This is a genomic window from Variovorax sp. H27-G14, from assembly GCF_046156345.1.
Taxonomy (GTDB): Bacteria; Pseudomonadota; Gammaproteobacteria; order Burkholderiales; family Burkholderiaceae_C; genus Variovorax.
In genome coordinates this window covers 365,869-379,218 of record NZ_JAYLVN010000004.1, presented here as the reverse complement: position 1 = coordinate 379,218, position 13,350 = coordinate 365,869, and the positions used below count along the sequence as shown (strand labels likewise).

At 65.5% G+C, this 13,350-nt stretch carries 13 protein-coding genes and 1 tRNA gene; 8 read left to right on the top strand and 6 right to left on the bottom strand.

The annotated features are described in order from the left end of the window. The first annotated feature begins 42 nt into the window (after window positions 1-42). Window positions 43-1,065: a Bug family tripartite tricarboxylate transporter substrate binding protein gene (locus VLK31_RS14330; RefSeq protein ID WP_409169066.1), complete on the top strand. Its 1,023-nt coding sequence runs from the start codon at window positions 43-45 to the stop codon at window positions 1,063-1,065. A gap of 6 nt (window positions 1,066-1,071) precedes the next feature. Here the strand turns inward: VLK31_RS14330 and VLK31_RS14325 are convergent, their stop codons facing one another. Further along, complete coding sequence (locus VLK31_RS14325) at window positions 1,072-1,395, bottom strand: DUF1840 domain-containing protein (RefSeq protein ID WP_409169065.1); 324 nt, start codon at window positions 1,393-1,395, stop codon at window positions 1,072-1,074. 12 nt (window positions 1,396-1,407) lie between these two features. Next, on the bottom strand, window positions 1,408-2,682 hold the full coding sequence (locus tag VLK31_RS14320; protein ID WP_409169064.1) for a class I SAM-dependent methyltransferase: 1,275 nt from the start codon (window positions 2,680-2,682) through the stop codon (window positions 1,408-1,410). Between the two features lie 162 nt (window positions 2,683-2,844). Between VLK31_RS14320 and VLK31_RS14315 the strand changes: the two genes are divergently transcribed. From VLK31_RS14315 to VLK31_RS14290, 6 genes are read left to right on the top strand one after another with little or no spacing between them, the layout of a single operon-like run. Then, complete coding sequence (locus tag VLK31_RS14315; RefSeq protein WP_409169063.1) at window positions 2,845-5,226, top strand: bifunctional salicylyl-CoA 5-hydroxylase/oxidoreductase; 2,382 nt, start codon at window positions 2,845-2,847, stop codon at window positions 5,224-5,226. A gap of 1 nt (window position 5,227) precedes the next feature. Continuing rightward, window positions 5,228-5,707, top strand: a complete 480-nt coding sequence (locus VLK31_RS14310; protein ID WP_409169062.1) for a MarR family winged helix-turn-helix transcriptional regulator — start codon at window positions 5,228-5,230, stop codon at window positions 5,705-5,707. After that, a complete protein-coding gene (locus VLK31_RS14305) occupies window positions 5,704-6,558 on the top strand; it encodes an enoyl-CoA hydratase family protein (RefSeq protein WP_409169061.1) in 855 nt (284 codons plus the stop codon). The genes VLK31_RS14310 and VLK31_RS14305 overlap by 4 nt, the downstream gene beginning before the upstream one ends. A 4-nt stretch (window positions 6,559-6,562) precedes the next feature. Beyond that, window positions 6,563-7,756 carry an acyl-CoA dehydrogenase family protein gene (locus VLK31_RS14300; RefSeq protein ID WP_409169060.1) on the top strand — a complete coding sequence of 398 codons (1,194 nt, stop codon included), beginning with the start codon at window positions 6,563-6,565 and terminating at the stop codon, window positions 7,754-7,756. A 5-nt stretch (window positions 7,757-7,761) separates the two neighbouring features. Further along, on the top strand, window positions 7,762-9,384 hold the full coding sequence (locus tag VLK31_RS14295) for an AMP-binding protein (protein ID WP_409169059.1): 1,623 nt from the start codon (window positions 7,762-7,764) through the stop codon (window positions 9,382-9,384). Further along, window positions 9,381-9,779 carry a RidA family protein gene (locus VLK31_RS14290; protein ID WP_409169058.1) on the top strand — a complete coding sequence of 133 codons (399 nt, stop codon included), beginning with the start codon at window positions 9,381-9,383 and terminating at the stop codon, window positions 9,777-9,779. Before VLK31_RS14295 ends, VLK31_RS14290 begins: the two co-directional genes overlap by 4 nt. A gap of 31 nt (window positions 9,780-9,810) precedes the next feature. On the opposite strand, the gene VLK31_RS14285 is transcribed toward VLK31_RS14290, so the two are convergent. Further along, window positions 9,811-10,827, bottom strand: coding sequence for a GlxA family transcriptional regulator (locus VLK31_RS14285; RefSeq protein WP_409169057.1), 1,017 nt, complete (start codon window positions 10,825-10,827; stop codon window positions 9,811-9,813). 114 nt (window positions 10,828-10,941) lie between these two features. Between VLK31_RS14285 and VLK31_RS14280 the strand changes: the two genes are divergently transcribed. Further along, window positions 10,942-11,592, top strand: a complete 651-nt coding sequence (locus tag VLK31_RS14280; protein WP_409169056.1) for an HD domain-containing protein — start codon at window positions 10,942-10,944, stop codon at window positions 11,590-11,592. A 103-nt stretch (window positions 11,593-11,695) separates the two neighbouring features. Here VLK31_RS14280 and VLK31_RS14275 read toward each other — a convergent pair. The 3 genes from VLK31_RS14275 to VLK31_RS14265 form a co-directional block, all read right to left on the bottom strand. Continuing rightward, window positions 11,696-11,772 (bottom strand) — tRNA-Met (locus VLK31_RS14275). 18 nt (window positions 11,773-11,790) lie between these two features. Beyond that, window positions 11,791-12,189 (bottom strand): 50S ribosomal protein L17, encoded by a 399-nt coding sequence (gene rplQ / locus VLK31_RS14270; protein WP_409169055.1) that lies wholly within the window; start codon window positions 12,187-12,189, stop codon window positions 11,791-11,793. An 84-nt stretch (window positions 12,190-12,273) separates the two neighbouring features. After that, on the bottom strand, window positions 12,274-13,263 hold the full coding sequence (locus VLK31_RS14265; protein WP_093059385.1) for a DNA-directed RNA polymerase subunit alpha: 990 nt from the start codon (window positions 13,261-13,263) through the stop codon (window positions 12,274-12,276). Window positions 13,264-13,350 lie beyond the last annotated feature (87 nt).

The following is a 13,350-nucleotide window of genomic DNA, read 5'->3' as shown; positions in this document are numbered from 1 at the left end:
TCACCCGCGACGCTGGCGCCGCGCCCCTGTACAAACGCGCGCATGAACTTTTCTTCACCTTTCAAATTGAATCGCCGCACCGCGCTGGCCGCTTCCGTCGCTTCCGCACTCACCGTGATGGCCGCCCCTTCGTGGGCACAGAGCACCTGGCCGACCAAGCCGGTGCGCATCGTCGTGCCGTTCGCGGCCGGCGGCACCACCGACATCCTGGCGCGCGCCATTGCGCCCGAACTCTCCAAGGCCTTCGGCCAGCAATTCATCGTGGACAACCGCGCGGGCGCCGGCGGCAACGTGGGCGCCGAGCTGGTGGCGCGCGCGTCGAACGACGGCTACACGCTGCTGATGGGCACGGTGGGCACGCACGGCATCAACCGCGCCCTGTACCCCAAGCTGCCCTTCGACCCGATCAAGGACTTCGCGCCAATCACCCTGGTGGCCGCCGTGCCCAACGTGATGGAAATGAACGCCGAAAAAGCGAAGACGATGAACATCCACAACGTGCAGGACTTCATCAAGTACGCCAAGGCCAACCCGGGCAAGCTGAACATGGCGTCCAGCGGCAGCGGCACCTCCATTCACCTGGCGGGCGAGCTGTTCAAGAGCATGACGGGCACGTTCATGGCGCACATTCCGTACAAGGGCTCGGGCCCCGCGCTGCTGGACATGGTGGGCGGCAACGCCGACGTGATGTTCGACAACCTGCCCTCGTCGATGGCGCAGATCAAGGCCGGCAAACTGACCGCGCTGGCCGTGACCAGCGCGCAGCGCTCACCCGCGCTGCCCGACATTCCGACGGTGGCCGAGGTGGGCGGCCCCGCGCTCAAGGGCTTCGAGGCGAGCTCGTGGTTCGGGCTGCTGGCGCCGGCCGGCACCTCGCCCGAAATCGTGAACCGCATTCAGCAGGAAGTGGCCAAGTCGCTGAGCACGCCGGCCATCAAGGAAAAGATGCTTGCGCAGGGCGCGCTGCCCAGCGGCAATTCACCCGCCGACTTCACCAAGCTCATTGCAAGCGAGCACGTGAAGTGGGCGAAGGTGGTCAAGGACTCCGGCGCAAAGGTCGACTGAGCGGGCTCAGGTCTTCCAGGTCACGTCCTTGCTCTCGGCGAGCGAGTCCTTGAGCATATGAAGCAGGGGGGCTGCACGCTGGTGCAGTCCCACATGCTGCTTCTCGGCGTCGTTGGCATGGCCTTCGACGGCGTAGTCGTCATGGTTGTGGGCGTTGCTGCCTTCGCGGCCCAAGGCGGCCTCGAGCGCGGAAATGGCGCCGGGAATCTGCTCGACCGTGATGATGCCTTGCGGCGCAACCGACTTGCCGACGATGTCGAGCAGTTGGCGGGCATGCACTTCGAGCATGACGAAATCAGCGGAGGCGCGGGACTGAAAACGATAGAGCATGGTGTTTCTCACTCACTTGTTGTAGATGTAATCACGGGCAAAAGGGTACACCGATTGCGCCCCGCGCAAGACGCCCGCGCGCCCTACATTACCGTCAGGCTTTGTCGACAACATCTGATGCAGGGAGATCCAGCCCTGCTCGAAACTCATGGCCGAACCCGCCAGGTAAAGCCGGTAGGCGCGCAGCACGCGCTCGGCGTTTTCACCCGCGTGGCCGCCGCTGCGCCGCAGCACTTCGAGCGCGGCGTCCAGCTGGGCCTCCAGCGCGTCCGACCAGGCCCACAGCGTGCGCGCGTAGTGCGGGCGCAGGCTTTCGGTGTCGACCATTTCCAGCCCGGCCGCGGCCGTTTCGCGCAGCACATGCGTCACGTGCATCAGCTCGCCTCCCGGAAAGATGTACTTCTCGATGAAGTCGCCCATGCCCGCGCCCAGTTGCCGGTAGTTGAGCTCGCCCGAGGTGATGCCGTGGTTGAGCACCAGGCCGCCGGGCTTGAGCAGCGCGTGCACCTTGCGAAAGTAGGTCGGCATGTTGGCCGCGCCCACGTGCTCGAACATGCCCACCGATGAAATCTTGTCGAAAGGTTGGGTGTCGGGCAGCTCGCGGTAGTCGCGCAGCTCCACGCGCACCCGCCCCTGCAGGCCCTTCTCCTCGATCAGGCGCTGCACGTGCGCATGCTGGTTCTTCGACAGCGTGATGCCGGTGGCGTCCACGCCATAGTGCTCGGCCGCCCACAGCAGCAGCGCGCCCCAGCCGGAGCCGATGTCCAGGTAGCGCTCGCCCGGCTGCAGCATCAGCTTGCGGCAGATGTGGTCGAGCTTGGCCTCCTGCGCCTGCGCCAGTGTGAGCTCTGGCGTGCGGAAGTAGGCGCAGGAATACACGCGGCGCGGGTCGAGCCATAGCGCGTAGAAGTCGTCTGAAACGTCGTAGTGGAACTCGATCTGCGCGGCGTCCTTGCGCAGCGAATGCGAGCCGCGCGACTTGGTGCGGTGCTGCAGGCGGCTCCACCAGCTGGTGTCGGTCTGGGCCGGGTTGCCCGGCAGCATGCCCACGGTGGCGTCGATCAGGTCGCGCATGGCGCCCTCGATCTGCACCTTGCCCTCGACGTAGGCCTCGCCGATGGCCCCTACCTGGCGGGCGGCCAGCTTGGCGAGCACCGTCCACTCCTTGAAAGCCAGCGTGACGCGGGCTCCCGCCTGGGCAACGCGCCGGCCATCGGGCAGTTCCAGGGCGATGGGAACAGGCAGCGAGGCCAGCTGCGACTCGATCTTCAGTATCAAGTTTTGCATGAGGCCGATGGTATTGATTTTTCACAGTTCGTGCATGAGGGGCCCGGCCGCCTGGGCCCGCAGCGGTGCGCCGGGTGGGCTCTGATGGGGCTCCGGGCGGTGCTCCGTCGTGGTTACGAATCCTCATTGACAGCAAATTGTTTATGTCTAAACTATTCAACCATGAACAGCCTCAGCCCGGTCACATCCGCTCCCGCTTCGGACCTTCAACGCATCCTGTGCATCGGCGGCGGGCCTGCCGGCCTGTACTTCGCGCTGTTGATGAAGGCGCGCAACCCCGCATTGCAGATCACCGTGGTCGAGCGCAACCGGCCGTTCGACACCTTCGGCTGGGGCGTGGTGCTGAGCGACCAGACGCTGGGCAACCTGCGCGCGGCCGACGGCCCCACGGCGGCACTCATCGGCAACGAGTTTCACCACTGGGACGACATTCAGGTGTTCTTCAAGGGCGGCCAGGTGCGCTCGGGCGGCCACGGCTTTTGCGGCATCGGCCGCAAGCGGCTGCTGAACATCCTGCAGGAGCGTTGCATGGCGCTGGGCGTGGAGCTGGTCTTCGAGACCGACGCCACCGACGACCAGACCATTGCCGCGAAGTACAACGCCGACCTGGTCATTGCCAGCGACGGCCTGAACAGCCGCATCCGCCAGCGCTACGCCGAGGTGTTCAAGCCCGACGTCGACCTGCGCGAATGCCGCTTCGTGTGGCTGGGCACGCACCAGACCTTCGACGCCTTCACCTTCGCCTTCGAACAGACCGAGCACGGCTGGTTCCAGGCGCATGCCTACCAGTTCGACGACAAGACCTCCACCTTCATCGTGGAGACGCCCGAGGCCGTGTGGAAGGCCCACGGCCTCGACCAGATGGAGCAGCCCGAGGCCGTTGCGTTCTGCGAGAAGTTGTTCGCCAAATACCTGGGCGGCCATTCGCTCATCAGCAATGCCACGCACCTGCGCGGCTCGGCCAACTGGATCCGTTTTCCGCGCGTGGTGTGCGAGCGCTGGACGCACCGCATCGACGTCGAAGGCCGCTCGGTGCCCGTGGTGCTCATGGGCGACGCCGCGCACACGGCGCACTTCTCCATCGGCTCGGGCACCAAGCTCGCGCTGGAAGACGCGATCGACCTGGCCAATGAATTCACGCAGGGCGGCACGCTCGACCATGTGCTCGAAGGCTACGAAGCCCGCCGCAGCGTGGAGGTGCTGAAGATCCAGAACGCCGCGCGCAATTCCACGGAGTGGTTCGAGAACGTGCCGCGCTACACGGGCATGCAGATCGAGCAGTTCGCCTATTCGCTGCTCACGCGCTCGCAACGCATCAGCCACGAGAACCTGCGCGTGCGCGACACGCAATGGCTGGGCGGCTACGAGCAGTGGCTTGCGGGCGGCAAGGCCATGCCGCCGATGCTCATGCCCTACAAGGTGCGCGGGCTCACGCTGAAGAACCGCATCCTGGTGTCGCCGATGGCCACCTACAGCGCGGTCGACGGCGTGCCGCAAGACTTTCTGCTGGTGCACCTGGGCGCGCGCGCGCTCGGCGGCGCCGCCATGGTGTTCGTCGAAATGACCAGCCCGACGCCCGAAGGCCGCATCACCCCGGCCTGCACGGGCCTGTACAACGACACGCAGCAGGCCGCGTTCAAACGCATCGTCGACTTCGTGCACACGCAGTCGAGCGCCAAGATCGCCATGCAGCTGGGCCACAGCGGCCCCAAGGGCTCGACCCGCGTGGGCTGGGAAGGCACCGACGAGCCGCTCGAAAGTGGCAACTGGCCGGTGCTGGGCGCCAGTGCCGTGCCGTACGGCGAACAGAACCAGCTGCCCGCCGCCATCACGCGCGCCCAGATGGACACGCTGCGCGACCAGTTCGTCGACGCGACCCGCCGCACGCTGGAGGCCGGCTTCGACTGGCTCGAGCTGCACTGCGCGCACGGCTACTTGCTGTCGGCCTTCATCAGCCCGCTGACCAACCTGCGCACCGACGAATACGGCGGCAGCATCGAAGCGCGTTGCCGCTACCCGCTCGAAGTGTTCCGCGCCATGCGCGCCGTGTGGCCCGAAGACAAGCCCATGAGCGTGCGCATCTCCGCGCACGACTGGGCACCCGGCGGCAACACCGATGCCGACGCGGTGCTGATGGCGCGGCTCTTCAAGGAGGCCGGCGCCGACTTCATCGACGTGTCGTCGGGCCAGACCACGCGCGCCGCCAAGCCGGTGTACGGCCGCATGTACCAGACGCCTTTCTCCGACCGCATCCGCAACGAGGTCGGCATTGCGACCATTGCCGTGGGCGCCATCACCGACGCCGACCAGGCCAACAGCATCATCGCGGCCGGCCGCGCCGACCTGTGCGCCGTGGCACGCCCGCACCTGGCCGACCCGGCCTGGACGCTGCATGAAGCCGCCAAGCTGCAAAGCCGCTATGTCGACTGGCCCAGGCAGTACCTGAGCGGGCGCGACCAGATGTACCGCGAGATCGCCAAGCAGCAACAGATGGCAGCGGCGGCTACAGCGGCGGCCGCGCCGGACAGCGAGGAGACACATTGACATGGACCTCGAAGCGCGCGCGCACAGCGAACACCCCGAAGCCCTGCGGCTCTGGCTGCGGCTGCTGACCTGCACCCAGATCATCGAGAAGCAGGTGCGCAACGAACTGCGCTCGCAGTTCACCACCACGCTGCCGCGCTTCGACCTGATGTCGCAACTGGAGCGCTCGCCCGAGGGGCTCAAGATGAACGAGCTGTCGCGCCGCATGATGGTGACGGGCGGCAACGTCACGGGCATTACCGACCAGCTGGTGACCGAAGGGCTGGTGGAGCGCATCAACGTCGAGGGCGACCGCCGCGCCTGGCGCGTGCGGCTCACGGCGCGCGGGCGCAAGCTCTTCAACGAGATGGCGCAACAGCATGAAGACTGGATCGTGGGGGCCTTCGCCGGCCTCAGCGCCAAGGAGATCGCGCAGCTGCACAAGCTGCTCGGCAAGGTCAAGCAACACTCACACAACCAATCGATGGTGGAGACGGAATGAAGCACTACATCGGCGCGGGCAACCCCATGCGCGCTCAATTCGAAGCCAAGGCAGCCTACAAGGCGGAGCACTTTGCCTGGAGCTATGACAACGGCATCGGCACCATCACGCTGAATCGGCCCGAGCGCAAGAACCCGCTCACGTTCGACTCGTACGCCGAGCTGCGCGACCTGTTCCGCGCGCTGAACTACGCCACCGACGTGAAGGTGATCGTGATGACCGGCGCGGGCGGCAACTTCTGCTCCGGTGGCGACGTGCACGAAATCATCGGCCCGCTGACCGGCATGCGCATGCCCGAGCTGCTCGAGTTCACGCGCATGACGGGCGACCTGGTGAAGGCGATTCGCGCATGCCCGCAGCCGATCGTGGGCGCCATCGACGGCGTGTGCGCCGGTGCCGGCGCCATGATTGCGTTGGCCTGCGACCTGCGCTACGGCTCGCCGTTGACGCGCACGGCGTTTCTCTTCACCCGCGTGGGCCTTGCCGGTGCGGACATGGGCGCGTGCGCACTGTTGCCGCGCGTGATCGGCCAGGGCCGTGCGTCGGAGCTGCTGTTCACCGGGCGCGCCATGACCGCGCAGGAAGGCCATGCCTGGGGCTTCTTCAACGCACTGCACGACAGCGATGCGCTGCTCTCGGCCGCCACCAAGGTGGCGCGCGACTTGGCCGAAGGCCCCACCTTCGCGCACGGCATGACCAAGACCATGCTCGCGCAGGAATGGTCGATGACCATCGACCAGGCCATCGAAGCCGAAGCGCAAGCGCAAGCCATCTGCATGCAGACCGAAGACTTCAAGCGCGCCTACGAAGCCTTCGCCGCCAAGAAGAAGCCTGTGTTCGGCGGAGACTGAAGCCATGATGACCAAGGCCCCCACGCCCCCTTCGACGACGCACCTCGCGTTGCCCTTCTTCGATGCGGCGCACCATGAACTGGCCGAAGGCTTGTTGCCCTGGACCGCATCGCAAGAGATCGACGAACACGACGACCGCGCGGCTTGCCGCGACTGGGTGAAGCGCCTGGGCAACGGCGGCTGGCTGCGCTACGCCGTGCCGGGCTCTTCGGGCGGCGCGCTGGAGCGGCTCGACTCGCGCGCGCTGGTGCTGCTGCGCGAAACGCTCGCGTTCCACTCGCCGCTCGCGGACTTCGCATTCGCGATGCAGGGCCTGGGCAGCGGCGCGATCACGCTCGCGGGCACGCCGGAGCAACACGCGACCTACCTCACCGCCGTGGCCAAGGGCAGCAAGATCGCTGCCTTCGCATTGAGCGAACCCGAGGCCGGCTCCGACGTGGGCGCGATGGCGATGAGCGCCGAAGCCACGGCCGACGGCTGGGTGCTCAACGGCGAGAAAACCTGGATCAGCAACGGCGGCATCGCCGACTTCTATTGCGTGTTCGCAAAGACCGACCCCAAGGGCGGCACGCGCGGCATCACCGCCTTCATCGTCGACGCGACGACGCCGGGACTGGACACGTCGGAACACATCGACGTGATGGCGCCGCACCCGCTGGCCACGCTGCGTTTCAACCACTGCGTGGTGCCGCGCACGGCGCAGCTCGGCGAGCTCAACGGCGGCTTCAAGCTGGCGATGCGCACGCTCGACATCTTCCGTGCATCGGTGGCGGCAGCCGCGCTCGGCATGGGCCGCCGCGCGTTGGCGGAAGCCATTTCGCATTCGAAGAACCGCCGCATGTTCGGCCAGACGCTCGCGGACTTCCAGCTCACGCAAGCCAAGCTCGGCGAAATGGCCGCGCTGATCGACAGCGCCGCATTGCTCACCTACCGCGCCGCATGGATGCGCGACGATGCGGAGCAACGCGGTGCACCTGCGGTGGGCGACGTGTCGGCCGCCGCGGCCATGGCCAAGATGTGCGCCACCGAGAACGCGAGCCGCGTGATCGACATGGCACTGCAGATGCACGGCGGCCTTGGCGTGAAAGTTGGCACGAAGATTGAAAGCCTCTACCGCGACATCCGCTCGCTGCGCATTTACGAAGGCGCGACGGAGGTTCAACAACTGATCATTGGCAAATCCGTTCTGCGGGGATAAATACCGTGTCTGCCCAAGTCGACCGCTTCGTTCATGACCGCCTGCCGCCTGCCGCGCAGTTGCCCGTCTTTCGCTATGAGCTGCCCGAGCTGCAGTTGCCCGACCAGCTCAACCTGGTCGAGGAGCTGCTCGACAAGGCAGCGGCCAAAGGCTTCGGCGACAAGCCGATGCTGCGCTCGCCGCAAGGCACGCTGACGTACGCGCAAGCGGCCGTCGAGGTCAACCGCATCGCGCAGGTGCTGACGCAAGACCTGGGGCTGGTGCCGGGCAACCGCGTGCTGCTGCGCGGCGGCAACTCGGTGGCCATGGCGCTGTCGTGGCTTGCGGTGGTGAAGGCCGGGCTCATCGCCGTGGCGACGATGCCGCTGCTGCGCGCCAAGGAGCTGGGCGAGATCATCGAGAAGTCGCAGCCCGTGGCCGCGCTGTGCGACGGCCGCCTGCTCGACGAACTCCTGACCGCGCAGCGCGAGTACCCGGTGCTTGCCACCGTGATCGCGTTCAACAAGCCGGATGCACCCGACTCGCTCTCCGCGCGCGCTGCGAGCAAGAGCGGCGTGTTCACCGCCTGCCCCACGGCATCGGACGACATTGCGCTGCTCGCGTTCACATCGGGCACCACGGGCAAGCCCAAGGCGCCCGTCACCACGCACCGCGACGTGCTCGCAATGTGCGAGACCTGGCCGCGCCATGTGCTGCGCGCGCGCAGCGACGACATCGTGGTGGGCTCGCCGCCGCTGGCCTTCACCTTCGGGCTGGGGGGCATGCTGGTGTTTCCGATGTGGGCGGGCGCGTCGATCTACTTCGCCGATGCGCCGTTCACGCCTGAAGGGCTGGTGAAGCTCATCAACGAGGTGGGCGCCACCATCTGCTACACAGCGCCCACGTTCTATCGCCAGATGGCGCCGTTCGTGAAGCAGCACGGCATGCCGAGCCTGCGCATCAGCGTGAGCGCCGGCGAGGCCCTGCCCGACGCCACGCGACAGCTGTGGAAGGACGCCTCGGGCCTAGAGATGCTCGACGGCATCGGCGGCACGGAGGTGTTCCACATCTACATCTCCGCGGCCGGCAGCGACGTGCGCCGCGGCGCGGTCGGCAAGGCCGTGCCCGGCTTCACCGCCAAGGTGGTGGACAACGCGGGCAACGAGGTGCCGCGCGGCACCGTCGGCAAGCTGGCGCTGCAGGGCCCCGTGGGCTGCCGCTACCTGGACGACGCGCGCCAGACCGACTACGTGAAGAACGGCTGGAACTACCCCGGCGACTCGTTCGTGCAGGACGACGACGGCTACTTCTTCTACCAGGCACGCGCCGACGACATGATCATCACCGCGGGCTACAACGTCGGCGGACCGGAGGTCGAAGACGCGCTGCTCAAGCACGCGGCCGTGGCCGAGTGCGGCGTGATCGGCAAGCCCGACGCCGACCGGGGCATGATCGTGAAGGCGTTCTGCGTGCTCAAGCCCGGCCACGAGGGCGACGCAGTGCTAGTGAAGGCGTTGCAGGACCATGTGAAGGCGACGATTGCGCCATTCAAATACCCGCGCGAGATCGAGTTTGTGACGGTGCTGCCACGCACCGAGACCGGCAAGCTCCAGCGATTCAAACTGAGACAACTCAACACAACACCATGATCAACAAACTCCTGCAGCCTGAAGGCTGGTTGCCTCCCAAGGGCTATGCGAACGGCGTTGCCGCGCGCGGCACGATGCTGTTCGTCGGCGGCCAGATCGGCTGGAATGCGCAGCAGCAGTTCGAGTCGGACGACTTCATCGACCAGTGCGGCCTGGCGCTGCGCAACATCGCCGAGGTGCTTCGCGCGGGTGGCGCGGGCCCGGAGCACATGGTGCGCATGACCTGGTACGTGACCGATCGCGACGAGTACACGCGCCGGCTTTCCGAGCTCGGCCCGGTCTATCGCGACGCGATGGGCCGCAACTTTCCAGCCATGACCTGCGTGCAGGTGGCTGCGCTGGTTGAGCACCGTGCAAAGGTCGAGATCGAAGTGACGGCGGTCGTGCCGGACTGATCCCCCCTCTCGCCCAGGCCGTCGTTCTTCTTCAGACGACGGCGTGCGCGAAGCGCTTGCGGTATTCCGCCGGCGTGATGCCGACCTGGCGCTGGAACGCACGGCGCAGCGTGTCGGTATCGGCAAAGCCGCACAGGGACGCCACCTGCTTGGGTGCGGCGTCTCCGGCCTCCAGCAGGCCGCGTGCAGCCGCCACGCGAATGTCTTCCACCCATGCCGCGGGTGTGACCCCTACCTCCTGCCTGAACAGCCGCGCGAAATGGCGCTCGCTGAGGTCCATGCGTGCCGCAAGGTGGGCCACGCTGTGGTCGGCGGCAGGGTTCGCCGCGACCCAGCGCTGAACTTCCTGCAAGGCCGAGCGGCCCGCGGGCGCGGCTTCGCCCTTGCGGCTGAACTGCATCTGGCCGCCGGGGCGCTTGAAGAACATCACCAACTGCGCTGCGACCTTCATGGCGATCTCGCGGCCCAGATCTTCCTCGACCAATGCCAGCGAAAGATCCAGGCCGGCAGTGACGCCGGCAGCGGTGCGCAACCGGCCGTCGCGCACGTGGATGGCGTCGGCGTCGACGGTGACCGACGGGAAGTCACGCGCGAGTTGATCGGCCACCGCCCAGTGCGTGGTCACGCGCCGGCCGTTCAGCAAGCCCGCTTGCGCCAGCACGAAGGCTCCGCTGCAGACGGAGCCGAAGCGGCGCGCCTTGGGAGTAAGTTGGCGCAGCCACGCGGCAACGTTGAGGTCGGCTGCGGCGCTTGCCGCGTGAGGTGTGCCGGCAACGAGCAGCGTGTGGATCGGCTCGGGCATGTCGTCGCCGATGACCGCATCGGGCATCAGCCGAACGCCGGACGAACTGCGAATGGCACCGCGTCGGCTTGCAATGACCTGGAGGCGGTAGGCCTGCGCATGGGCTTGTACGTTGGCTTCCGCGAACACGTCCAGCGGCCCCGACACGTCCAGCAACTGGACGCCGGGCATGGCGAGGATCGCGATGGTTTTGGTTTTGGTTTTGGTTTTGGTTTTGGTTTTGGTTTTGGTTTTGGTTTTGCGCATGGTGTGGGCTGTGTCTCTTTCCGTCCTGCAATGGCGGGATTCGTCGCATTAAGACGGTTCAGGACACTGTAGCCGACCCCTAGAGTCGATCTTCTGTTCACAGGAGAAATCCACATGGCGTTGACGACAACCGATATCGAAGGGGTGCGCATCCCCGACAGCAAGCTGGCCCGCGAGGTGACCGAGCTGGTTCGCGACACCGCGCCGCCGCTGCTGTTTCATCACTCGAGCCGGGTCTATTACTTCGGCGCGCTGGCCGGCAAGCGCCGCGGGCTGAGCTTCGACCCGGAACTGCTGTATGCGGGCGCGATGTTCCACGACATGGGCCTGCTGAAGCAGCACAGCAGCGCGCACGAGCGCTTCGAGGTCGACGGTGCGAACGTGGCGCGTGAGTTTTTGCGCGGCCATGGAATCTCGCAGCACGACATCGACCTGGTGTGGACGGCGATCGCGCTGCACACCACGCCGGGCATTCCACAGCACATGCATCCGGTGGTGGCGCTGGTCACTGCCGGCGTCGAGATGGACGTGCTGGGGCTGACTTACAAAGAATATAGCGAGGCCGAGCGCACGCAGGTCGTGCACGCGCATCCACGGACTGAGCACTTCAAGGAGGACATCATCCAGGCCTTCTACGACGGCATTCGGCACAAGCCGCAGACCACCTTCGGCAATGTGAAGGCGGACGTGATTGCGGACAAGGAGCCGCACTTTCACCGGGGCAATTTCTGCAGCGTGATTCGCTGCTCGGCCTGGCACGGCTGAATGCAATTGCCAGAAACGACAAAGCCCTCATTGCGAGGGCTTTTTTTGATCTATTTACCGGCCAAGAAAAAAGGCCCTTTGAAATTCAAAGGGCCTTTTAAATTGGTTGCGCGAGCAAGATTTGAACTTGCGACCTTTGGGTTATGAGCCCAACGAGCTACCAGGCTGCTCCATCGCGCGGCAAGTATAAATTATAGCTTATTCAGCAGCTGTTTGTACAGCTGCGTCATCTTTAATTTCAGCACGGTCGACGAGTTCGACGAGCGCCATGGGTGCGTTGTCGCCCACGCGGAAACCCATCTTCAGGATGCGCGTGTAGCCGCCCGGACGTGCCGCGAAACGCGGGCCCAGATCGGCGAAGAGCTTGACGACGCTGTCGCGGCTGCGCAGACGGTCGAAGGCCAGGCGCTTGTTGGCGAGCGTGGGCTTCTTGGCGAGCGTGATCATCGGTTCGATGACGCGGCGCAGTTCCTTGGCCTTGGGGACCGTGGTCTTGATGACTTCATGCTCGATGAGCGAATTCATCATGTTCTGCAGCATCGCAAGGCGGTGCGAGCTGGTGCGGTTGAGTTTGCGAAGTCCGTGTCCGTGACGCATGGTGCTTTTCCTTTACTTTATAAAAACAGGCAGCCGTGTCAGGTACTGCCCGGTGCACTGGCTCTTTTCTGAGCCAAATTCAAATCAACGCTTGTCGAGGCCGGCCGGTGGCCAGCTTTCGAGCTTCATACCCAGGGTCAGGCCGCGCGAAGCAAGGACTTCCTTGATTTCGTTGAGCGACTTGCGACCCAGGTTCGGGGTCTTGAGCAGTTCGTTCTCGGTGCGCTGGATCAGGTCACCGATGTAGTAGATGTTTTCGGCCTTCAGGCAGTTGGCCGAACGCACCGTCAGTTCGAGTTCGTCGACAGGGCGCAGCAGGATCGGATCGAATTGCTGTGCGCTGCGCGGTGCGGGTGCATCGAATGCTGCGAGTTCGCCGCCTTCGAGCTGCGCAAACACGGCGAGCTGTTCAACCAGGATTTTAGCCGATGCGCGCACGGCGTCTTCGGCGGTGATCGCACCGTTGGTCTCGATCTCGACGAGCAGCTTGTCCAGGTCGGTACGCTGTTCGACACGGGCGCTTTCGACCGTGTAGCTCACGCGCTTGACCGGCGAGAACGATGCGTCCAGAACGATACGGCCAATCGACTTGGTCGGCTCGTCCGCGTAGCGGCGCATCGTGCCGGGCACATAGCCGCGACCCTTTTCAACCTTGATCTGCATGTCGAGCTTGCCGCCTTGCGACAGGTGCGCGATCACGTGGTCGGGGTTGATGATCTCGACGTCGTGCGGGGTCTGGATGTCCGATGCCAAGACCGGGCCTTCGCCGTCCTTGCGCAGGCTCAGCGTGACTTCGTCGCGGTTGTGGAGCTTGAACACCACGCCCTTGAGATTCAGCAGGATGTTGACGACATCTTCTTGCACGCCGTCAATCGACGAGTACTCATGCAGAACGCCAGCGATGGTGACTTCGGTGGCCGAGTAGCCCACCATGGACGACAGCAGAACGCGGCGCAGCGCGTTGCCGAGCGTGTGGCCGTAGCCGCGCTCGAAAGGCTCGAGCGTGACCTTGGCCTTGTTGGGCGCAAGTTGCTCGACCTGGATGGTCTTGGGTTTCAGCAGGGTGGTTTGCATGCAGACTTCCTCTCAATACCCCCGGCTCGTTACACCGGTAAGGCTGGTGAAGCACCTGATCCGCAGCAGAGTGCGGAGCAGGAACGT